Raw genomic sequence first — 21,088 nt, 5'->3', positions numbered from 1 at the left:
GGCTCGCTCCTACAGGGGTTTTGGGGTGGGCTCAAAGGCCCAGCAACGACAACATGATGAACGTCGCAAACAGCACAAAATGCGTCATCCCCTCGATGGCATTGGTCTCACCGTCATTAAGATTGATTGCGCTGACGATCAGGGTGATGAAGATCATCACGGTCTGCACCGGCGTCATGGCCATCTGGAAAGGCTGGCCCGTGTAAAGCGCCATCGCTTCCATCACGGGTACCGTCAGGATCACCGTCGACAACGACGCTCCCAATGCGATGTTGACCACCGATTGCATGCGGTTGGCCAGCGCCGCGCGCAATGCCGTCAGAATCTCCGGCGCCGCCGAGATGGTTGCCACCAGGATCGCCGTGATCACCGGCGGAGCTCCCGTCCCCTCCAGGCCCAGATCGAGAGTCTTGGACATCACTTCCGCCAACGCGCCAATCACCATCACGCCAAACACCAGAATGCCAATGGACACCGCCAGGCTGACTGGCTTTGGCTCCTGCTCCACCGGCTCTTTCCTGCGGCGTTTGTCTGGATAGCTGTAGCTGAAAAAGTAACTGTGCGGGCCGACCTGCATGCGCAGGAACAGGGCATACAGCACCACCATTGCGCCAATGGTGAACGCCGAATACAGCTTCCAGTGAACTTCGGGTATGAACTCCGGGACGACCATCGACACGCCCATGGCGGTAAGAATCATCACGCTATAGCTGCGGGCCGAGTCGTCGTTGTAGGACTGTTCGCCATGCTTGAGCCCGCCCATCAACGCCGCCAGGCCGAGGATGCCGTTGATGTCGAGCATCACTGCCGAATAAATCGTGTCGCGCACCAACGTAGCCGAAGCTTCATTGCTCATCATGATCGCCAGGATCACCACTTCCACCAGCACCGCCGCCAGGGTCAGGATCATGGTGCCGTAGGGGTCGCCGACTTTTTCCGCGAGCAATTCAGCCTGATGGGCCACGCGCATCGAGGCGGCAATGATGAACGCGATCAACACCAGCCCGGCGCTCAGCGCGACCGTCTGCCCGCTGTGCAGCAACCAATGCTCTAGCGGGAACGCAACCATGGCGGCGAGTACCGCCAGCAGCAGAAAGCTTTCCTGTTTGAGGATCGTGAACATGGCGGGCCTTTTGCTGCGGCTTTTGCAATCGCGAAGTCGATAAGCGACTGACTGCGCGGCGCTGCTAATGTTTCGTTAGACCTTAGCCCATTGATGGCCCAAGCCAGGCAAGGGTTGTGAACCTTTCGGTCAGGTTTTACCGATTGTTTCTGCCAGCACCTGTAGAATGCCCGCCATCTGCACCTGATGAGAAAAGAACATGTACGACTGGCTGAACGCCCTGCCCAAGGCAGAACTGCATTTGCACCTGGAAGGTTCGCTGGAGCCCGAGCTGCTGTTCGCCCTGGCCGAACGCAACAAGATCGCCCTGCCGTGGAGCGATGTCGAAACCCTGCGCAAGGCCTACGCCTTCAATAACCTGCAAGAGTTCCTCGACCTGTACTACCAGGGCGCCGGCGTGCTGCAAACGTCCCAGGATTTCTACGACCTGACCTGGGCTTACCTGCTGCGCTGCAAAGAGCAGAACGTGATTCACACCGAACCGTTCTTCGATCCCCAGACCCACACTGACCGTGGCATCCCGTTCGAGGTGGTACTCAACGGTATCGCCGCCGCATTGAAAGACGGTGAACAGCAACTGGGCATCACCAGCGGTTTGATCCTGAGCTTCCTGCGCCACCTGAGCGAAGAGCAAGCCGAGAAAACCCTCGACCAGGCGCTGCCGTTCCGTGAAGCCTTTGTCGCCGTCGGCCTGGACAGCTCCGAGATGGGCCATCCGCCGAGTAAGTTCCAGCGCGTCTTCGACCGTGCCCGTGACGAAGGTTTCCTGACGGTCGCTCACGCCGGTGAAGAAGGTCCGCCCGAATACATCTGGGAAGCACTCGACCTGCTGAAAATCCAGCGCATCGACCATGGTGTGCGCGCCATCGAAGACGAGCGCCTGATGCAGCGGATCATCGACGAGCAGATCCCGTTGACCGTGTGCCCGCTGTCCAACACCAAGCTTTGCGTGTTCGATCACATGTCGCAGCACAACATTCTCGACATGCTCGAACGTGGGGTGAAAGTAACGGTGAACTCCGATGACCCGGCGTACTTCGGCGGCTACGTCACCGAGAACTTCCATGCGTTGCACACCCATCTGGGCATGACCCAGGACCAGGCAAAGCGCCTGGCGCAGAACAGCCTGGATGCGCGACTGGTCAAACCTTAAGACCGCCGCAATACCAATGTAGGAGCGAGCCTGCTCGCGATGAGGGAGTGTCAGTCGACAACATCGTTGACTGACACTCCGCGATCGCGAGCAGGCTCGCTCCTACAAGGTTTTCGCTGAACGGGTTATTTCTCCGCTACAACACCATTTCCAGCTCGGTTTCCCTGGCGAAACAGTGAATTTCACGCTGCCCGGCAACCGTGAGCTGCAAGGCCCGTGAGTCAATGGGCAGGCTCAACCAGCCGGACTGCATGAACAACTGCAACAACGCCGCACCAAGCGCCCCCCCCATGTGCGGGCGTCTTTCGCTCCAGTCAGGGCAGGCGCACGCCGACTTGCCGTTGCGGTGAGCCAGCGCCTGGATGAATACCCCGCGCGCGGCCAGTTCTGTCGAGCCCTTGAGGGTGATCGTCACTCGCTGATCGAACTGCTCAATCCAGCCCGCCTCCAGCAACCTCTGGTACAGATCCGCCGCCAACGTGCCGCCCAGATGATCGTCACACAACCGCGCGCGCAACAAGGACGAGCGCCTGGCCTGGGGTTTGGCCAGGGGTGCGCTGTGTCTGAAAATATCGGGGATGTCCTGGGGGGAACTGGCCAGCGTCGCACTGGCCAGCGCTTCGATCGCGGCACCCACTTCTGGAGTCGCCAGGCGGAAAAAGCGCTTGCGCCCCCGGATTTCGACTTTCAACAGGCCCCCTGCGGACAAACGCCCCAGGTGGGCACTGGCCGATGAGGGCGAAAGACCAGCCAGCAAGGCCAAATCCTCGGCCTGTCGCGCCGTGCCGTCCATCAAGGCCCACATCATTGCGCTGCGCTTAGGGTCAGCCAGCAAGGTGGCTATCTGGCTGATACAAGGTGCATGTTCCATGAATTCACTCCCTGTTGAATCGTTCATGTGCTGCTCGGAGACACTTTGACCACTAATGCACCGTCGGCCAATTCGTGGATACCGCCAAAAGCCGTGCAAAGTCTTGACCCACCCCGGCCATCTCCAGGCGGAGTTCGCAATGGGGTGTGAAGCAATCCTCAATCCTGTGGGCAGGCCTCACAGGGGCGACAGACGGTGCATACGCGAGAGGCGCCAGTATAGGCATGCAGAACGCGGGTTCCTGCCCTCTGCAAATCCATGATGTTGATAGTCTCTGCGGGAAATTTCGCTTTTTTACTGCGACTAATGACCGATTCCCGTTAACCCCGGAAAACGACTGCTCAACGAAGCGCATCGGCTGGCAAGCATTTCCCGCAACAGGTTCACAGGCTTACTCAATTGTGCGCGATGGGCGCACAACAAATTCAGCGGAGCGCGCTCGTAAAGCAGTTCCGGCATCAGCACCTTCAGCCGGCCCGCCAACACATCGGCAGCCACATCGAGCCAGGATTTATAGGCAATCCCGGCACCTGCCACGGCCCACAACCGCACCACATCGGCGTCGTCACTGAACCGATCCCCGCTGACCGTCAGGCCGACCTCGCGTCTGCCGTCGTGAAAACTCCAATGGTCGTGGACCCGACTGCCAAGCATGTAGAGCAGGCAATTGTGCTGCGCCAATTGTTCGAGCTGGCGGGGCTCGCCATGCCGCGCGAGATAGGCCGGCGACGCACAGAGCACGCGCCGGTTTTGCGCGGCAACCGGCAGCGCCACCAGGCTGGAGTCTTCCGGCTCGCCGTAGCGCAGGGCGATGTCCACTGGCTGGCGGAACAGATCGGCGATGCGGTCCCCCAGCAGCAGACGCACCGTCAGCCGGGGATGCTCGCGCTGGAACTCGTCCAGCCAGGGCAACAACAGGTTGCGACCGAAGTCCGACGGTGCCGACAACTGCAACACGCCGCTGACCTGATCCTGCCCACGGGCCAGTAACCGCCGCCCCTCATCCAGATTGCTCAGGGCCGCCCGGGCATATTCCAGGAAGCCCTCGCCTTCGGCAGTCAGGCGCAGGCTGCGGGTCGAACGGGCGAGCAAGCGGGCGCCAAGTTGTTGCTCGATACGCTTGAGCGCTGCGCTCGCCACCGCCGCCGACATGTCCATGCCCCGTGCCGCCGCCGACAGGCTGCCCAGATCTGCCGCCCGAACGAACAATTGCAAATCATCGAAACGCAGCATGAAAAACCCATTATCAAAAAAAAATTGAAAGAGACTGCTGTTTTAGCGGGTTTTTTCTTCGTCAGAAATAGCCAATCATCCGCCCATCGATATAACCCCGTTTCAGGAGCCACTGATGAAAGCCATTGCCTATTACGCGTCCCTGCCGATCAGCGACGAAAAATCCCTGCAAGACATCGAACTGCCGGAGCCGGTCGCCGGGCCGCGGGACCTTTTGGTGGAAGTCAAAGCCATCTCGGTCAACCCGGTGGACACCAAGGTCCGTCAGAACGTCCAGCCCGAGGGCGGCGCGGCGAAAGTGCTGGGCTGGGACGTGGCCGGTGTGGTCAAGGCCGTTGGCAGTGACGTAACCCTGTTCAAGGCCGGCGACAAAGTGTTCTACGCCGGCTCCATAGCCCGTGCCGGCGGCAACAGCGAACTGCATGTGGTGGATGAGCGGATTGTCGGCCATATGCCGAAAACCCTCGGTTTCGCTGATGCGGCCGCCCTGCCCCTGACCGCGATCACCGCCTGGGAATTGCTGTTCGAGCGCCTGCAAATACGCGAAGGCAAAAACGATGAAGGCCAGAGCCTGCTGATCGTCGGCGCCGCCGGCGGTGTCGGTTCGATCCTCACCCAACTGGCGAAACAACTCACCGGCCTCAACGTCATCGGCACCGCATCGCGTCCACAGACCCAGAGCTGGGTGAAGGAACTGGGCGCCGATCAGGTGATCGATCACAGCCAGCCATTGAGTGAAGCGCTGAAACAGGCCGGCATCCCTCAGGTGACCCACGTTGCCAGCCTGACCCAGACCGATCATCACCTCGACCAACTGATCGAGGCGCTGGCGCCACAGGGCAAACTGGCACTGATCGACGACCCGAAATCCCTGGATGTGACCAAGCTCAAGCGCAAGAGCCTGTCACTGCACTGGGAGTTCATGTACACCCGCTCGCTGTTTGAAACTCCGGACATGATCGAACAGCACAAACTGCTCAACCGGGTAGCGCAATTGATCGACGCCGGAACCTTGAAAACCACGGTCGGCGAGCACTTCGGAACCATTAATGCGGCGAACCTGCGGCGTGCCCATGCCCTGCTGGAAAGCGGCAAATCCAAGGGCAAGATCGTGCTGGAAGGCTTCTGAAAAAGGATCCAAAAATCGCCACCTGCGCCCGCAGGTGGCGATCATTTGCCGTCAGTCCGACAGTTGATCCTTGTCACAATGTTGATTGTATTCAGGTCTACACTCGAGATCTCTGCGAGACAATCTTTTAGCTGAGGAGGTCAGTAATGAAGATCCTGATAAAAGAATTGGCAAAATCCCAGTGGCAGGTCCGCCTGGACCAACACGCAGTGACATTCCGCAGCGAAGCCGAAGCACGCGCCTTCACCACGACCCTCGAAGCGCGCCTGCAGGCGCCCCATCAGATTCCCGATCGTCAGCAACGCGCTGTCGGCTGAGCCCCTCAGACCTGGGCTTGCGCCAACGCCCGGGCATTCTGCAAACGCCGGGTGAGCATGGCCACGCTCACCACCAACGCTCCACACATACTGATGACCATGGCCATCGGCATGGCGCTGCCGTCATGTAAAACCCCCACCAGCGCGGCGGCGCCGGCTGCAACACTGAACTGCAGGCAGCCGAGCATCGCCGATGCGCTGCCCGCCCGCGCGCCCTGGCCGTTCATCGCACAGGCCGAGGCATTGGGAATGATGCAGCCCAGGCTGGCAATGCAGATGAACAATGGAATCAACAGTGGCCACAGCTTCTCGGTGTGCAAGGCACTGACCGCCAGCAGCGTCAGACCGGCGCCGAAGTAAACCCATACCGCGCGGGAGAGCAGGAACGCCGGCCCGCGTTTGGACAGCAGCCGTGCATTGACTTGCGCCACCAGAATGAAGCCGGCGGCGTTGGTGCCGAACAGCCAGCCGAAATGCTCGGCCGGCACGCCATACAGTTTGATGAAGACGAACGGCGAGCCAGCGATGTAGGCGAACATCCCGGCAATCGCGATACCGCCCGTCAGGGCGTGGCCGAGGAACACCGAGTCCTTGAGCAACCGCCCGTACTGGCGCAACGCCCCGGACAACGGCTGACGCGGCACATGGGCCGGCAGGCTTTCCGGCAAGCCGAAAGCCACGGCCAATCCGGCTAAGGCACTGAAACCGGTCAAGGCCAGGAAGATCGACTGCCAGCCGCTGGTGTTGACCAGCAGGCCGCCCAGCATCGGCGCGAGAATCGGCGCCAGGCCCATCACCAGCATCAGCTGCGAAAAGACCTTGGCCGCCCCCACCGCATCACACTTGTCGCTGACCACCGCCCGGGAAATCACCATTCCCGCGCAACCGCCCAATGCCTGGACAAAACGCGCGCCAATCAGCCATTCGAGATTTGGCGCGTAGGCGCACGCCAACGACGCCAGGGTAAACAGCCCGACACCGGCCAGCAGCGGAATGCGCCGACCGAAGCGATCCGCCACCGGTCCATAGGCCAGTTGCCCGATGGACAAACCGAGGAAATACGCCGCCAGGGTCAACTGAACGTGTTTTTCGTCCGTGCCGAAGGCGGTCGCCATAGCCGGGAATGCCGGCAGGTAGAAATCGATCGCCAGCGGACCGAAAGCGCTCAAGGCGCCAAGAATAAGGATCGTGCGGAAGTTCATCAGGCATCCAGTTGGGCAGGGATCGGCAGCCCGACAGTCTAGCCGCGCAGGGGCGCCTTGAACATTCCGATAGCTCGCTAACTATTAAAAACGAGCGGATAAATGCAAAAACCCTGTAGGAGCGAGCATGCTCGCGATAGCGGTATATCAGCCAGCCCGTGTGTGACTGACACACCGCAATCGCGAGCAGGCTCGCTCCTACAGGGATTGCGCCTGTCCTCAGGCGATTTTGATTTCGTAGCCCTCTTCGCTGATCGCCGCGATCACCTGTTCCGCCGTCAAGGCCGACTCGACGCCGACTTCCCTGGCCGCCAGGTCGACACGCACGCTGGCTGCCGGGTCTTTGGACTGGACCGCTTCGGTGATGGCCTTGACGCAGTGACCGCAGGACATGCCTTCGACATTGAACACTTGCATGGACAACTCCTTTGATGAGGCTGTTGAGTGAGGTTGCCGCCAGTGTCGAGCTTGCCACCATGGCAAGGTCAAGTTCTGCAGTGATCTGCCGGGCTGGCAATTGGCGCCGCGCTCGGCCAAGCTGCGTGCATTCATGATTTGACCTCAGGAGATTCAGCCATGCGCTGGTCAGCTTTCAGCCTGTTTGGCCTTCTCGGCCTCATCGCCGCCCTGCCCTCGGCCCAAGCCGCCGGGGAAGACTACGGCGTGCTGATCATTTCCCGCGAGCGACTGGAAGTCGCGACCAGTTGCGAGATTGGTGTGTACATCCACGACCAGTTGTCCGCGCGCCTGTTCCAGGAACAAAGCACCTCGTTCAACCTGCCGCCGGGCAACGTGTCCCTGCGCCTCAAGCTGCTGCCGGGCCAGGTACCGGGTTGCAATCCGGGCATGCTGGCGCCGGGCTCGCAGGACATCACCCTGCGGGCGGGTGAAGTGCAGAAGTATCGGATCGCGATGACGCAGGAAGGGATGTACCTCAAGCGTGCGGGTCTGGGCTACTGACCTATATCCCTCTGTAGGAGCGAGCCTGCTCGCGATAGCGATCTGTCAGTTACGCAAATGTTGACTGATACACCGCAATCGCGAGCAGGCTCGCTCCTACAGGGGAATGCAACAATCTCCAGATTGACGCTTGACCTTGCCAACATGGCAAGGTTGATCCTGTAGACATCTTCTACAGGGAGCGTGCCCCATGTCCGATTCCACCACTTTCGATCTGCCGATTGCCGGCATGACCTGCGCCAGTTGCGCTGGGCGTGTCGAGCGTGCCTTGAGCAAAGTCGTCGGTGCCAGTGCCGTCAGTGTCAACCTGGCCACTGAGCAGGCACGGGTCCAGGCACCGACGGGCAGTCTCCCGGCGCTGATGGAGGCGGTGCACAAGGCCGGTTACAGCGTCCCGCAGCACAGCCTGGAATTGAGCATCGACGGCATGACCTGCGCCTCCTGCGTCGGCCGCGTCGAACGGGCCTTGGGCAAAGTGCCGGGCGTAAAGAACGTCAGCGTGAACCTGGCCAATGAACGTGCACATCTGGAACTGCTGGGGCAGGTCGACCCGCAAACCTTGATCGGCGCCGTGACCAAGGCCGGTTACACCGCCAGCGTCTGGCAAGCCGACACACCTTCCACCGATACCCAACAGTCTCGCCTGCACCGCGAACGCTGGGCCCTGATCGCGGCCATTGCCCTCGCCTTGCCGCTGGTCCTGCCGATGCTGCTGCAACCCTTTGGCGTGCACTGGATGCTCCCGGCCTGGGCGCAATTCGCGCTGGCCACGCCGGTGCAATTCATCTTTGGTGCGCGGTTTTATGTCGCCGCCTGGAAAGCCGTGCGCGCCGGTGCCGGCAACATGGATTTGCTGGTCGCCCTGGGCACCAGCGCCGGCTATGGCTTGAGCGTCTACGAATGGGCCACCGCCGCCGGGCGCATGCCGCATCTTTATTTCGAAGCCTCGGCGGTGGTCATCGCCCTGGTGCTGCTGGGCAAATACCTGGAAAGCCGGGCCAAACGCCAGACCGCCAGCGCCATTCGCGCCCTGGAAGCGCTGCGCCCGGAGCGGGCGATCCAGGTGATCGATGGCCGCGAGCAGGACGTCGCCATCAGCGCCCTGCGCGTCAATGATCTGGTGTTGGTCAAACCCGGCGAGCGATTCCCCGTGGACGGTGAAGTCGTCGACGGCCAGAGCCACGCCGACGAAGCCCTGATCAGCGGCGAAAGCCTGCCGGTGCCCAAGCAACCCGGCGACAAGGTCACCGGCGGCGCCATCAATGGCGAAGGTCGGTTGCTGGTGCGCACTCAGGCCCTCGGCGCCGAAACGGTGCTGGCGCGGATCATTCGGCTGGTGGAAGACGCCCAGGCCGCCAAGGCGCCGATCCAAAAGCTTGTGGATAAAGTCAGCCAAGTCTTTGTCCCGGTGGTGCTGTTTCTGGCCCTGGCAACCCTGATCGGCTGGTGGCTGTACGGCGCGCCGCTGGAAACCGCGCTGATCAATGCCGTCGCCGTACTGGTGATCGCCTGCCCTTGCGCGCTTGGCCTGGCCACGCCGACGGCGATCATGGCCGGCACCGGGGTGGCGGCGCGCCACGGGATCCTGATCAAGGATGCCGAAGCCCTTGAACGTGCCCACGAAGTCAGCGCCGTGGTGTTCGACAAAACCGGCACCCTGACTTCGGGCACTCCGCGCATCGCCCACCTGATTGCTATCGACGGTGACGAAGCCAGCCTGCTGCAACTGGCAGGTGCCCTGCAACGCGGCAGCGAGCATCCGCTGGCCAGGGCGGTTCTGGATGAATGCAAAGAGCGCGGCCTGCGCGTGGCCGATGTCACCGAAAGCCAATCCCTGACCGGGCGTGGCATCGCCGGCAATCTCGATGGTCGGCGGCTGGCCTTGGGCAATCGGCGTCTTTTGGAAGAAAGCGGCTTGAACCCCGGTGAACTGGCCGACTCCGCCATCGCTTGGGAAACCGAAGGCCGCACCCTGTCCTGGCTGATCGAGCAAAGTCCCGCACCGCGAGTATTGGGCCTGTTCGCTTTCGGTGACACGCTCAAGCCCGGTGCACTGCAAGCGATCCAACAACTCAACACACGCCACATCAGCAGCCACCTGCTGACCGGCGACAACCGGGGCAGTGCCAAAGTGGTTGCCGACGCTCTGGGCATCAGCAATGTGCACGCCGAAGTGCTGCCCGCCGACAAAGCGGCCGAAGTCGCGGCCCTGAAGCAATCCGGCGTGGTGGCGATGGTCGGCGACGGGATCAACGATGCTCCGGCACTGGCGGCGGCCGATATCGGCATTGCCATGGGCGGCGGCACCGACGTTGCCATGCACGCGGCCGGCATCACCCTGATGCGCGGCGACCCGCGCCTGGTGCCCGCTGCCCTGGAGATCAGCCGCAAGACCTACGCGAAGATCCGGCAAAACCTGTTCTGGGCCTTCGTCTATAACCTGATCGGCATTCCGCTGGCGGCATTCGGTTTCCTCAACCCGGTGCTGGCGGGCGCGGCCATGGCGTTGTCGAGTGTGAGCGTGGTGAGCAATGCGCTACTGTTGAAAACCTGGAAACCCGAGGATCTGGAGGACAACCGATGAACATCGGCCAAGCGGCCCGCCACAGTGGTCTGAGCGCAAAGATGATCCGTTATTACGAGTCCATCGGCTTGCTCAAGGCGGCCCATCGCACCGACAGCGGCTATCGGCTGTATGGCGATGACGACCTGCACACCCTGGCGTTCATCAAGCGCTCCCGGGACCTGGGATTTTCCCTGGAAGAGGTCGGCAAGTTGCTGACACTCTGGCAGGACCGCCAGCGCGCCAGTGCCGACGTGAAGGCCCTGGCCCGGCAGCACATCGACGAACTGAACCAGAAAATCCGCGAGCTGGGGCAGCTGCGCGACACCTTGCAGGATCTGGTGGAGCACTGTCAGGGCGATCATCGACCGGATTGCCCGATCCTCAGGAATCTGGAGTCGGGGTGTTGTGCCGAACCGGTGGGTGCCTGATTGAAAAACTATCCCTGTGGGAGCGAGCCTGCTCGCGATGAGGCCAGCACATTCAATATCTTTATTGACTGACACACCGCCATCGCGAGCAGGCTCGCTCCTACATGGGGTATGTGTCGGGCACAAAAAAACCGGCCGAAGCCGGTTTTTTGTTTTACCCGATCACTGCATCCAAGGCGGAGGCGGTTCTTCGGTCTTGCCCGGTGGCGCATCTTCCGCCGCGCGGGCCGCCTGCTTGCGTTCTTCGTCCCGGCGTGCCGCTTCGATTTCGCGCAAGACCCCGCCCACGTCGGCCACGTCTTCCGGGTCATCGAACTCGCCGGTCAGGACGCTGCCCGGATGCAAGGTACCGGCTTCGTACAAGGCCCACATCTCCTTGGCGTAGCGGGTCTTCTTCAACTCCGGCGCAAACCGCCCGAAGTAGGACGCCATGTTCCCCACATCCCGCTCCAGCATGCTGAACGCGTGGTTGTTGCCCGCCGCGTCCACCGCTTGCGGCAAATCGATGATCACAGGGCCAGTCGGGGTCAGCAGAACGTTGAACTCGGACAGGTCACCGTGCACCAGGCCGGTACACAGCATCAGCACGATCTGCGAAATCAGATAGGCGTGATACTCGCGCGCCTGCTCCGGCTCCAGCACCACGTCGTTCAGACGCGGCGCGGCATCGCCGTACTCGTCGGCCACCAGTTCCATCAGCAGCACGCCCTCGAGGAAGTCGTACGGCTTGGGCACTCGCACACCGGCGTTGGCCAGACGGAACAGCGCGGCCACTTCAGCGTTCTGCCAGGCGTCTTCGGCCTCCTTGCGGCCGAACTTGGAACCCTTGGCCATGGCCCGGGCCTGACGACTGTTGCGCACCTTGCGGCCTTCCTGATACTCGGCCGCCTGGCGAAAACTGCGTTTGTTCGCCTCCTTGTAGACCTTCGCGCAACGCAACTGATTGCCGCAGCGCACCACATAAACAGCTGCTTCTTTACCACTCATGAGTGGGCGCAGCACTTCGTCGACCAGACCGTCCTCGATCAGGGGTTCAATGCGTTTTGGAGTCTTCATCAGCTTTTATTCTGGGTCCTTTATTACCAAACACGCGAAAGTCATTCGTTATACGGCAATCCACTCACCGATGGGAGGGGGTGGCGACCTATGAACGCACACACCCATATCCCGAAGCACAGAATGTGCCGGATAACACCCGGTATCTCGACTGGCGATCTTTCCCACGATTTTTTCAGACAACCCTTAATTTCCTCGGACAACAGCCGAAGTCCTGAGTGACAAAAAGATTTGTCCGACAATCGTTGCCAAGACAAAAACGATGCCGCACTCAGGGACCGGGTTGATCACGAACGTTTACGGCTGCCAATAAACCCCGAGTCATCTGCACTGCGTGGGCCTACAAGAAAATCTGGAGCGCGGATGAACATCAAACAGAAGTTGACCTGGGCGTTTGCAATCATCGCCTGCTTGCCCGTGGTGCTGGTCGCCACCCTCGTTGTGTTGAACTTGCGCAGCGACGCCCTGGACGGGTTCGTCGACAGCAGTGGTCGCGAAATCCGCCAGGTCAGCAATGCCATGCAATTGTTCTTCGATGGCATCAGCCAGAACGTCGAGTACCTGGCCAAGCAACCGCTGATCACCAACTCCGACGACAGCATCAAGACCTACATGGGCGCCAACGCCGACAGCGTGCCCAAGGGCGAGATGGACAAAAAGGTCTTCGCCTTCCTGCAAGACCTGGGCAACGCCCACCCGTCCTATGCCTACGCCATCCTCGGCACCGCCGCCGGCGGCTATGTGTCGTGGCCGGACGATGAAAAACTCACCAACTACGACCCGCGCCAGCGCCCTTGGTACAAGGCGGCCCAGGCCAAGCCGGGCAAGCCGTTCCGCACCGAGGCCTACTATTGGGCGGAAAACGATACGTCCTACGTCAGCACCGTGCGCACCATCGACAACAAGTTGGGCACCAACGGCGGCGTGGTCAGTATCGACGTATCGCTCAAGCAGCTCACCGAGCTGGTCAAGCAGATCAAGCTGGGCGAAAGCGGCTACCTGATGCTGCTGGAAAAGACCGGCACCGTGCTGGTCGACCCGAAGAAACCCGAGCACAACTTCAAGGCCCTGGGCAGCCTCGGCGATGGTTATGCGCAACTGGCCAAGGCCGGCAAGGGCGTGCTGGAAGTCGAACTCGACGGCGAGCACTACATGGCCAACGTCTGGCCGTCGGAACAACTGGGCTGGACCTTCATCGGCCTGATCAAAAAGAACGACGTGATGAGCACCGCGACCCAACTGACCTGGTTGATCGCGATCATCGCCGCCGTGCTGGCGGTCATCTTCGCCATCGTCGGCGCCAGTTTCGCCAGCGTCATCGTGCGGCCGATCCGGGGTGTGGCTGATGGCCTGGAAGGTATCGCCCAGGGTGAAGGCGACCTGACCAAGAGCCTGGAAATCCGTGGCCGCGACGAAACCGCGCAACTGGCCAATTGGTTCAACCAGTTCCTCGCGGCGATTCGCAACCTGATCCAGAACATCGGCGGCGCCGCGAGCAAGATCCTCGCCACCTCCAAGAGCTCGACCCAAGTGTCTAGCGACATGGCCGAAGCGGCCGGGCGCCAGCGTGAAGCGGTGGACATGGTGTCCACGGCGTTCCACGAAATGGTCGCCACCGCCAACGAAGTCGCGCGCTCGTGCAGCCAGGCCGCCGAATCCGCCGACAGTGGCCAGCGTCAGGCCCGCGAAGGCCAGCAACAGATCGACGCCGCGGTCAGCAGCGTCGATCGCCTGAGCCACGAAATCGAACAGTCGGCCGAATCGATGCAACAACTGGAGCGTGACAGCAACGACATCCAGTCGATCCTCGGCACCATCCGTTCGATCGCCGAGCAAACCAACCTGCTGGCGCTGAACGCGGCCATCGAAGCGGCGCGTGCCGGTGAACAGGGTCGTGGTTTTGCGGTGGTGGCGGACGAAGTGCGGGCACTGGCCAAGCGCACCGCCGACTCCACGGCGGAAATCGACGGGCTGCTGGGCAACCTGGCCAAACGCACCAGCCAGGTCACGCAACAGATGCACGCCAGCCTGGAAGTGTCGCAACAATCGGTCGCGCGCATCGGTGAAGCCCGCAGCAGCTTCGGGCAGATCCGTGAGTCGGTGGACGTGATCCGCGACATGAACACCCAGATCGCCACGGCGGCGGAACAGCAGCACCAGGTGGCCGAAGACATCAACCGACACATCAGCCAGATCCATGGCGATGCGCAACTGGTGGCGGAACTGGCCAATTCGGCGCGACTGGACTCCCAGAGCCTGGCCGGATTGTCCAATGAGCTGGATGGATTGGTGCGCCGGTTCCGTACCTGATTCAGATTCCCGGTGGCCGCTTCGCGGCCAATCGCGGGCAAGCCTTGCTCCCACGGGGTTACTCACTGCCCTTGTGGGAGCAAGGCTTGCCCGCGATGAGGCCGTCACTGCCTGAACAACTCCCCCGGCGTAAACCCGAACAACGATTTAAACGCCGCAATAAACGCTGACGTAGAGTCATACCCACACGCCAACGCCGCATTGGTCACGCTGTCCCCCTCCTCCAGCAAACTCAGCGACGACAGCAACCGCATGCGCTGGCGCCAGCCGCGAAAGCTCAACCCGGTCTCACGCTGGAACAGGCGCATCAGGGTTTTCTCCGACGTACCCAAACGCTCCGCCCACTCCTGCAGAGTCACGTTGTGCTCGGGATTTTCGATCAGCTCGTTGCACAGCCCCAGCAACCGTTCATGACGGGGCAGCGGCAGCGAGAACCCAACCTCCGGCAGATTCGCCAACTGATCCAGCAGCACGCTCACCAGCCGCGCCTCCTGGCTGTCGCCCTGTGGATATTCCACCGGCAGCAAGCAAAAACTCTTGATCAGTTCACGGGCCAGCGGCGTCACCTCCAGTACCCGGCAACGCCCGTCCGCCCACTGACAATCCTCGCGACGCACATAGAGGCTGCGCATCTCGGCGCGCATCGAGGTGACGACCTGATGTTCGAGATCAGCGGGAATCCAGATCCCCCACTGTGGCGGCGCAAAGAAACTGCCCTCGGCGGTATGCACACCGAGCACACCGCTGATGGCGTAGGAAAACTGCACCCAGTCGTGGCTGTGAGCGGGCGTCCACGAACCGGCATTGAGGCTCTCGACCCGGGCGTACAACGGACGCGGCAATGAGGTAATGGGCGGGATGCTGCGTTCGAGGGACACTTGTCCGTTGGTCGGCATTGACGGGCCTTGTATTGCGGAGCGGCTGATGAAGCGACGCTAAGCCATCTCCCAAATCTATTCAACACCACAGATCCCCTGTAGGAGCGAGCCTGCTCGCGATAGCGGTGTATCAGCCAGCCAATGTATGACTGACACACCGCTATCGCGAGCAGGCTCGCTCCTACAGGTTTCAGCGCTCGATGATCGCGGTCACACCTTGCCCACCCGCCGCGCAAATGGAGACAAGCCCCCGCCCCTTCCCCGCCGCATCCAGCAACTTCGCCAGATTCGCCACAATCCGCCCGCCTGTTGCAGCAAACGGATGCCCCGCCGCCAGTGAACTGCCTTTGACGTTGAGCTTGCTGCGATCAATCGATCCCAACGGTGCATCAAGCCCCAGGCGCGTCTTGCAGTACTCCGCATCCTCCCAAGCCTTGAGCGTACACAGCACCTGCGCGGCAAAGGCTTCGTGGATTTCGTAGTAATCGAAGTCCTGCAAGGTCAAACCGTTGCGTGCCAGCAAGCGCGGCACCGCATACACCGGCGCCATCAACAGCCCCTCGGCACCGTTGACGAAATCCACCGCCGCCGCCTCGCCGTCGCGCAGGTGAGCAAGGATCGGCAACCCTCGTTCCTTCGCCCACTCCTCACTGCCCAGCAACACCAGCGACGCACCATCGGTCAGCGGTGTGGAGTTGCCGGCGGTCAGGGTGCCCTTGGCGCTTTTTTCATAGGCGGGCTTGAGGGAGGCGAGCTTTTCCAGTGTCGAATCCGGGCGCAGGTTGTTGTCGCGGGTCAGGCCCAGGTACGGCGTCATCAGGTCGTTGTGCCAACCCTCGGCGTAGGACGCCGCCAGTTTTTGGTGACTTTCCAGCGCCAGCCGGTCCTGGTCTTCACGGGAAATGCCCCAGGTCTGCGCCATCAACTCGCAGTGCTGGCCCATGGACAAACCGGTGCGCGGCTCGCCATTGCGCGGGAACTCGGGGATCAGATGCCGGGGGCGCAGTTGCAGGAAGGTTTTCAACTTGTCGCCCGTGGTTTTGGCGCGATTGGCTTGCAGCAGGATCCTGCGCAGCCCTTCACTGACACTGATCGGCGCATCGGACGTGGTATCGACACCACCGGCGATGCCGCACTCGATCTGCCCCAGGGCAATCTTGTTCGCCACCAGCAACGCCGCTTCCAGCCCGGTGCCGCAGGCCTGCTGGATGTCATAGGCGGGCGTCGAAGGCGACAGCCGCGAACCGAGCACGCATTCGCGGGTCAGGTTCATGTCCCGCGAATGCTTGAGCACCGCCCCCGCCACCACTTCGCCGATGCGCAGGCCATGCAGGTTGTAGCGCTCGATCAAGCCTTCGAGCGCCGCCGTGAGCATGTCCTGATTGCTGGCCGTGGCGAACGGCCCGTTGGAGCGGGCGAAAGGAATCCGGTTACCACCGATGATCGCGACGCGGCGCAGTTGAGTCATGAAAAGCTCCTGGTGAATACCTGAAAGTTGAACCAATCCCTGTAGGAGCAAAGCTTGCTCGCGATCGCGGCCTGTCAGTCACATTTGGGCTGGCAGATATACCGCTATCGCGAGCAGGCTCGCTCCTACAGGTAATGAGTTCTCCTGAAAATTGCGGGACAAACTAATCTGCTGTGATCAAGCGTAGGCCCTATCTCATGGATCGAACGACTGATTGCCAATCATGGTCCACACTTTGAACCCCAGCTTGCGGAGCGCGTTCCATGTCTGATCGCTATATCGAATTCGCCAACTCCTCCCTCGGCCATCGCCTGGTCGGGGCCCTGGGCCTGCCAACACCTGTGCGTCTGGAACGCTGGCAGGCCGGTCGGCTGCGGCCGATCGAGGGCGCGCTGCTGATTGGTGGCGGGCCACTGGCGCAGCACGTCAGCGCCTTTGCCAACCGCCTGACCGATGCGATCTACGGCTACGGCACCGAGCCTTCGATGGCGACGCAATGGATTCCCGGGCACGGCCCGAAACTCAAGGCCGTGGTATTCGATGCCAGCGATCTGCTGCAAACCGATCAGCTCAAGCAACTGCGCGAGTTCTTCCAGCCGCTGATGAAAAACCTCGAGCCTTGCGCCCATCTGGTGATTCTGGGACGCGACCCGCAGACCCTGAGCGATCCGTTCGCCGCCAGCGCTCAACGCGCCCTCGAAGGGTTCAGCCGCTCGCTGGCCAAGGAACTGCGCAGCGGCGGCACCCTGCAATTGATCTACGTCGGTGAAGGTGCCGAAGGCCAGCTCGAAGGTCCGCTGCGGTTTTTCCTCTCGCCCAAAAGCGCCTTCGTTTCCGGGCAAGTGATTCGCCTCAAGGCCTGCGACACCCAGGTCAGCGACTGGACTCGCCCATTGGCCGGGCGAAAGGCGCTGGTCACCGGTGCGGCCCGAGGCATTGGCGCCGCCATTGCCGAGACCCTGGCCCGGGATGGCGCCGAGGTGATCCTGCTTGACGTGCCCCCGGCGAAAAACGATCTCGACGCCCTCGCCGCACGTCTGGGCGGGCGCAGCATCACCCTGGACATCTGCGCCGAAGATGCCGCCACCCAACTGATCGAACACCTGCCCGACGGCGTCGATATCGTGGTGCACAACGCCGGCATCACCCGGGATAAAACCCTGGCCAACATGACTCCGGATTTCTGGGACGCGGTGCTCGCGGTCAACCTCAATGCACCGCAAGTGCTGACTAAAGCGCTGCTCGACAGCGGCACGCTGCGCGACAACGCCCGGGTGATTCTGCTGGCCTCGATCAGCGGCATCGCCGGCAATCGCGGGCAAACCAACTACGCGGCGAGCAAGGCCGGGCTGATCGGCCTGGCCCAGGCCTGGGCGCCCTCGTTGCAGGAACGGGGTATCAGCATTAATGCGGTGGCGCCCGGTTTCATCGAGACCCAGATGACAGCCCGGGTCCCCTTCGGCCTGCGCGAAGCCGGTCGGCGCATGAGTTCCCTGGGCCAGGGTGGCTTGCCGCAGGACGTGGCCGAAGCCGTGGCGTGGCTGGCGCAACCCGGCACGGGTGCGTTCACCGGACAGGCCTTGCGTGTGTGCGGGCAAAGCGTTCTGGGGGCCTAGACATGAGCACTGACTGGCACCTGCTCGATCGCGAACCCGGCTTGCCGGCGCTTTATGCAAAGGCCGCGACGCGACGAAAAATCACCGGCACCACCCTGCCCGACACAGGTTTTCGCTGCTGGGTGGACATCGACCCCGAACGCCTGGCGGCCTATCGCAAGGTCTGCGGCTTTGCTGACAACAGCCTGCTGCCGCCGACTTATCCACACATACTCGCCTTCGCGTTGCAGATGCAGTTGCTCACGGCCAAGGCGTTTCCGTTCCCACTGCTGGGGCTGATTCACCTGAGCAATCGCATCCGCGTACTACGGCCCATGGGCGGCCTGCATCGGGCGCGAATCAGTGTGTGCGTGCAGAACCTGCAACCCCATGCCAAGGGCGCGACCTTCGACGTGCTGACGGCCTTGGACGACCAGCTCGGCACCTTGTGGGAAGCGCAGAGCCAAATGCTGTGTCGCGGGGTCAAGCTCGACGGTGAGCCTGTGGAAGAATTGCTGGCTGCTACGTTGCCGCTGACCCAGGTCGCACAATGGAAGGCGCCCGCGGACATCGGCCGGCGCTATGCAAAAGTCTCCGGGGACTACAACCCGATTCACCTCAGCGCGGCCAGCGCGAAGCTGTTCGGTTTTCCGGCGGCCATCGCCCATGGGCTGTGGAACAAGGCCCGCACGCTGGCGGCGCTGGAGGAGCATTTGCCCACGGCGAACTACGAGATCCTGGTGCAGTTCAAGAAGCCGGTGCGCCTGCCCGGCGAGGTGGCGCTGTTGGCCAGTGCGGCAGGGTCGAGCGGGGAATTGCAGTTGATCGGCAATGGCGATCTGGAGCACATGATCGGAAGTTGGCGCCCGCTGGCCTGACGTCTTGAAAACCCTGTAGGAGCGAGCCTGCTCGCGATGGTCGTCAACGATAACGCTGGCTGCCTGATACCCCGCGGCGTTCTCGGGTTCATCGCGAGCAGGCTCGCTCCTACAGGGGGAGCCCCCCGATCAATTGTGTATATCACTTAAGTACCCATGCCTTTCCCGCCCCTCGCTGACCCATTGATTCAACACAGTTTTCTCCCCACCTGAACGCGCGGCCCATCGCATTAATACCAATTCGATAATGGCGCAGCGCCGCCCACGGGACTGTCATGTGAGCACGGACGAAGACATGACCGGCGACAGAACCGATCAGCCATCGATTTCAACGGCGTTGGTACAGGTGCAAGGATTCACAGCCATGAACACACAGGTGTGGAGCAAATCGGCAATCGCATTGGCGCTCGCGCTTTCTCTCGGTCTGGCCGGTTGCAGCAGTGGCGGTGGCGGTCATCACAGCAGCCCGGCCGGTTCTTCATCGGATGCCGGTACAGCGGGCGCTGGTGGTACGACAGGTACAGGCGGTACAGGCACCGGAACAGGCGGAACAGGGGGTACTGACGGTACCGCTGGCACAGGCGGTGGCGGCACCACCACGCCGACCAACCCCACCAACCCGACCGATCCGACGAATCCAACCAACCCAACCGACCCCACCAACCCGACCAATCCAGGCGCAGCGCCATTGGTAACCACCACGTTGGTGCAGGATGTCGGCAATACCGTCGGCGGCGTCGGCACGGGTGTCGGGCAGATCGGCGATTCGCTGAGTTCGGTGCCCGTTGCTGGCGGTGTCGTGCAAAGCGTGGCCAACACCACGGGCAATGTGGTCAGCACCCTGGGCGATGGCGTGGCCAATGGATTGGGCAAAATCGACAGCGTCCCCAATGGATTGGGTGTCACGGCGTCTTCGGTCGGCGGCGTGGTGCAGGATGTCGGCAACGGCGTGTCGGATGTCAGCGGCAAACTGGCCACGGCCACCAGCAGCGTTCCGGTGGTGGGCGGTGTCGTCACCCGGGTCGCCCCGGTACTCGATGGCGTCGGCGAAAAAGTCACCATGCTCGGCGATACCCTGAGCACAGCCACCACCACAGGTCCCCTGGGCAATGTCACACAGGAAGTGGGCAGCAAACTGGTGCCGGTGATCGCCATTGTCGAAAGCACCACCGACAAGATCGGCAGCACCACCGGGCTCGGCGATCCGCTCAAGGGCGTGGTGAAACAGGTCGGCGATACCGTCAATGGCGTGGGCAACAACGTCACCGCCGCCGGCAACGGCAATGCCCTGACCAACACCGTGGGCGGTGCCCTGAGCAACACCGGCACTGCCGTCGGCAAGGCCGGCGGGCTGGTGGCCAACGGCACAGGCTCGGGCACCGGTGCACCCGGCGCCGGCGGCCTGCTGGAAACCGTCGGCGGCGCGGTGGTCAACGTCGGCAACGGCCTGAACATCGGCAACAGCAATGGCGTGGTCAGTGCAGCGGGTGTGAACGGCGTGGCCGGCGGCAATCTGGTTGCCAGTGTGGGTACAGCTCTGGGCGGCAGCGGCGTGGCCAATACCGCCCCAACCGCAGCATTGGCCACGCTGGGGACCAACGTCGGCGCCGCGGTCAATCCGGTCACGACAGCGGTGACCGGCCTGACGCAAAACGTTGGCGCCGCCACCGGTCTCGGTGCCCCGGTCGCCAGTCTCACCAACCAGACAGGAGGAGCAGTGGCCAACCTCGGCACTGCGATAGCGGGCAGTAATGCCAACCCGGTGGTCACGGCCCTTGGTAATACCGTGACCACCGTGGGGGGCACCGTCGGCGCGGTCGGCGGACTCGTCAACGGCAGCACCACGGGCACCGGCGCGACAGGTGGGCTGGGCGGTGTCGTCGGCGGACTCACCGGCGCCCTGGGAGGCAACAGACGCTGA

At 62.2% G+C, this 21,088-nt stretch carries 18 protein-coding genes and 1 pseudogene; 11 read left to right on the top strand and 8 right to left on the bottom strand.

Annotated elements, in window-relative coordinates; translation table 11 throughout:
• Positions 1–31 precede the first annotated feature (31 nt).
• On the bottom strand, positions 32–1,123 hold the full coding sequence (locus tag DKY63_RS23010) for a calcium:proton antiporter (protein WP_110966203.1): 1,092 nt from the start codon (positions 1,121–1,123) through the stop codon (positions 32–34).
• 199 nt (positions 1,124–1,322) lie between these two features.
• On the opposite strand from DKY63_RS23010, the gene DKY63_RS23005 reads away from it, so the two are divergent.
• Positions 1,323–2,276, top strand: a complete 954-nt coding sequence (locus tag DKY63_RS23005) for an adenosine deaminase (protein WP_110966202.1) — start codon at positions 1,323–1,325, stop codon at positions 2,274–2,276.
• 136 nt (positions 2,277–2,412) lie between these two features.
• Here the strand turns inward: DKY63_RS23005 and DKY63_RS23000 are convergent, their stop codons facing one another.
• Together DKY63_RS23000 and DKY63_RS22995 are read right to left on the bottom strand one after the other, a co-directional pair.
• A complete protein-coding gene (locus tag DKY63_RS23000) occupies positions 2,413–3,147 on the bottom strand; it encodes an ArsR/SmtB family transcription factor (RefSeq protein ID WP_110966201.1) in 735 nt (244 codons plus the stop codon).
• Between the two features lie 303 nt (positions 3,148–3,450).
• Positions 3,451–4,380: a LysR family transcriptional regulator gene (locus tag DKY63_RS22995; protein ID WP_110966200.1), complete on the bottom strand. Its 930-nt coding sequence runs from the start codon at positions 4,378–4,380 to the stop codon at positions 3,451–3,453.
• 115 nt (positions 4,381–4,495) lie between these two features.
• On the opposite strand from DKY63_RS22995, the gene DKY63_RS22990 reads away from it, so the two are divergent.
• Both DKY63_RS22990 and DKY63_RS32420 read left to right on the top strand, forming a co-directional pair.
• A complete protein-coding gene (locus DKY63_RS22990) occupies positions 4,496–5,509 on the top strand; it encodes a zinc-binding alcohol dehydrogenase family protein (RefSeq protein ID WP_110966199.1) in 1,014 nt (337 codons plus the stop codon).
• A 146-nt stretch (positions 5,510–5,655) separates the two neighbouring features.
• Positions 5,656–5,826, top strand: a complete 171-nt coding sequence (locus DKY63_RS32420) for a hypothetical protein (RefSeq protein WP_204354256.1) — start codon at positions 5,656–5,658, stop codon at positions 5,824–5,826.
• A 5-nt stretch (positions 5,827–5,831) separates the two neighbouring features.
• Here DKY63_RS32420 and DKY63_RS22985 read toward each other — a convergent pair whose 3' ends face one another.
• Positions 5,832–7,028, bottom strand: coding sequence for a multidrug effflux MFS transporter (locus DKY63_RS22985; protein ID WP_110966198.1), 1,197 nt, complete (start codon positions 7,026–7,028; stop codon positions 5,832–5,834).
• A 219-nt stretch (positions 7,029–7,247) separates the two neighbouring features.
• Positions 7,248–7,445 (bottom strand): cation transporter, encoded by a 198-nt coding sequence (locus DKY63_RS22980; protein ID WP_110966197.1) that lies wholly within the window; start codon positions 7,443–7,445, stop codon positions 7,248–7,250.
• A 159-nt stretch (positions 7,446–7,604) separates the two neighbouring features.
• Here DKY63_RS22980 and DKY63_RS22975 point away from each other — a divergent pair, with 159 nt between their 5' ends.
• The 3 genes from DKY63_RS22975 to cueR all read left to right on the top strand — a co-directional run bounded on the left by DKY63_RS22975 (position 7,605) and on the right by cueR (position 10,982).
• The gene (locus DKY63_RS22975) at positions 7,605–7,988 is read left to right on the top strand and encodes a hypothetical protein (RefSeq protein ID WP_110966196.1); all 384 of its coding nucleotides are present in this window, start codon (positions 7,605–7,607) and stop codon (positions 7,986–7,988) included.
• A gap of 190 nt (positions 7,989–8,178) precedes the next feature.
• Positions 8,179–10,572 carry a heavy metal translocating P-type ATPase gene (locus tag DKY63_RS22970; protein ID WP_110966195.1) on the top strand — a complete coding sequence of 798 codons (2,394 nt, stop codon included), beginning with the start codon at positions 8,179–8,181 and terminating at the stop codon, positions 10,570–10,572.
• Positions 10,569–10,982 carry a Cu(I)-responsive transcriptional regulator gene (cueR, locus tag DKY63_RS22965; RefSeq protein ID WP_110966194.1) on the top strand — a complete coding sequence of 138 codons (414 nt, stop codon included), beginning with the start codon at positions 10,569–10,571 and terminating at the stop codon, positions 10,980–10,982. Before DKY63_RS22970 ends, cueR begins: the two co-directional genes overlap by 4 nt.
• A gap of 162 nt (positions 10,983–11,144) precedes the next feature.
• Here cueR and DKY63_RS22955 read toward each other — a convergent pair whose 3' ends face one another.
• Positions 11,145–12,038 (bottom strand): PA4780 family RIO1-like protein kinase, encoded by an 894-nt coding sequence (locus DKY63_RS22955; RefSeq protein ID WP_110966193.1) that lies wholly within the window; start codon positions 12,036–12,038, stop codon positions 11,145–11,147.
• 363 nt (positions 12,039–12,401) lie between these two features.
• Between DKY63_RS22955 and DKY63_RS33170 the strand changes: the two are divergent.
• Both DKY63_RS33170 and DKY63_RS33165 read left to right on the top strand, forming a co-directional pair.
• Positions 12,402–13,490, top strand: a pseudogene (locus DKY63_RS33170) (cache domain-containing protein); the annotation flags it as partial.
• 90 nt (positions 13,491–13,580) lie between these two features.
• The gene (locus tag DKY63_RS33165; RefSeq protein WP_430523167.1) at positions 13,581–14,348 is read left to right on the top strand and encodes a methyl-accepting chemotaxis protein; all 768 of its coding nucleotides are present in this window, start codon (positions 13,581–13,583) and stop codon (positions 14,346–14,348) included.
• 104 nt (positions 14,349–14,452) lie between these two features.
• Here the strand turns inward: DKY63_RS33165 and DKY63_RS22945 are convergent, their stop codons facing one another.
• Both DKY63_RS22945 and DKY63_RS22940 read right to left on the bottom strand, forming a co-directional pair.
• Complete coding sequence (locus tag DKY63_RS22945) at positions 14,453–15,244, bottom strand: AraC family transcriptional regulator (RefSeq protein WP_110966191.1); 792 nt, start codon at positions 15,242–15,244, stop codon at positions 14,453–14,455.
• A 172-nt stretch (positions 15,245–15,416) separates the two neighbouring features.
• Positions 15,417–16,694 (bottom strand): acetyl-CoA C-acetyltransferase, encoded by a 1,278-nt coding sequence (locus DKY63_RS22940; RefSeq protein ID WP_110966190.1) that lies wholly within the window; start codon positions 16,692–16,694, stop codon positions 15,417–15,419.
• A 263-nt stretch (positions 16,695–16,957) separates the two neighbouring features.
• Between DKY63_RS22940 and DKY63_RS22935 the strand changes: the two genes are divergently transcribed.
• The 3 genes from DKY63_RS22935 to DKY63_RS22925 all read left to right on the top strand — a co-directional run bounded on the left by DKY63_RS22935 (position 16,958) and on the right by DKY63_RS22925 (position 21,088).
• Positions 16,958–18,310, top strand: coding sequence for a 3-oxoacyl-ACP reductase (locus DKY63_RS22935; RefSeq protein ID WP_110966189.1), 1,353 nt, complete (start codon positions 16,958–16,960; stop codon positions 18,308–18,310).
• A 2-nt stretch (positions 18,311–18,312) separates the two neighbouring features.
• Positions 18,313–19,167: a MaoC family dehydratase gene (locus tag DKY63_RS22930; protein WP_110966188.1), complete on the top strand. Its 855-nt coding sequence runs from the start codon at positions 18,313–18,315 to the stop codon at positions 19,165–19,167.
• Positions 19,168–19,531: 364 nt separating this feature from the next.
• A complete protein-coding gene (locus tag DKY63_RS22925) occupies positions 19,532–21,088 on the top strand; it encodes a collagen-like triple helix repeat-containing protein (RefSeq protein ID WP_110966187.1) in 1,557 nt (518 codons plus the stop codon).

It is taken from the genome of Pseudomonas putida (assembly GCF_003228315.1).
Taxonomy (GTDB): Bacteria; Pseudomonadota; Gammaproteobacteria; order Pseudomonadales; family Pseudomonadaceae; genus Aquipseudomonas; species Aquipseudomonas putida_S.
Note: the sequence above shows the minus strand (reverse complement) of the source record. Positions and strands in the feature narration are given on the sequence as shown.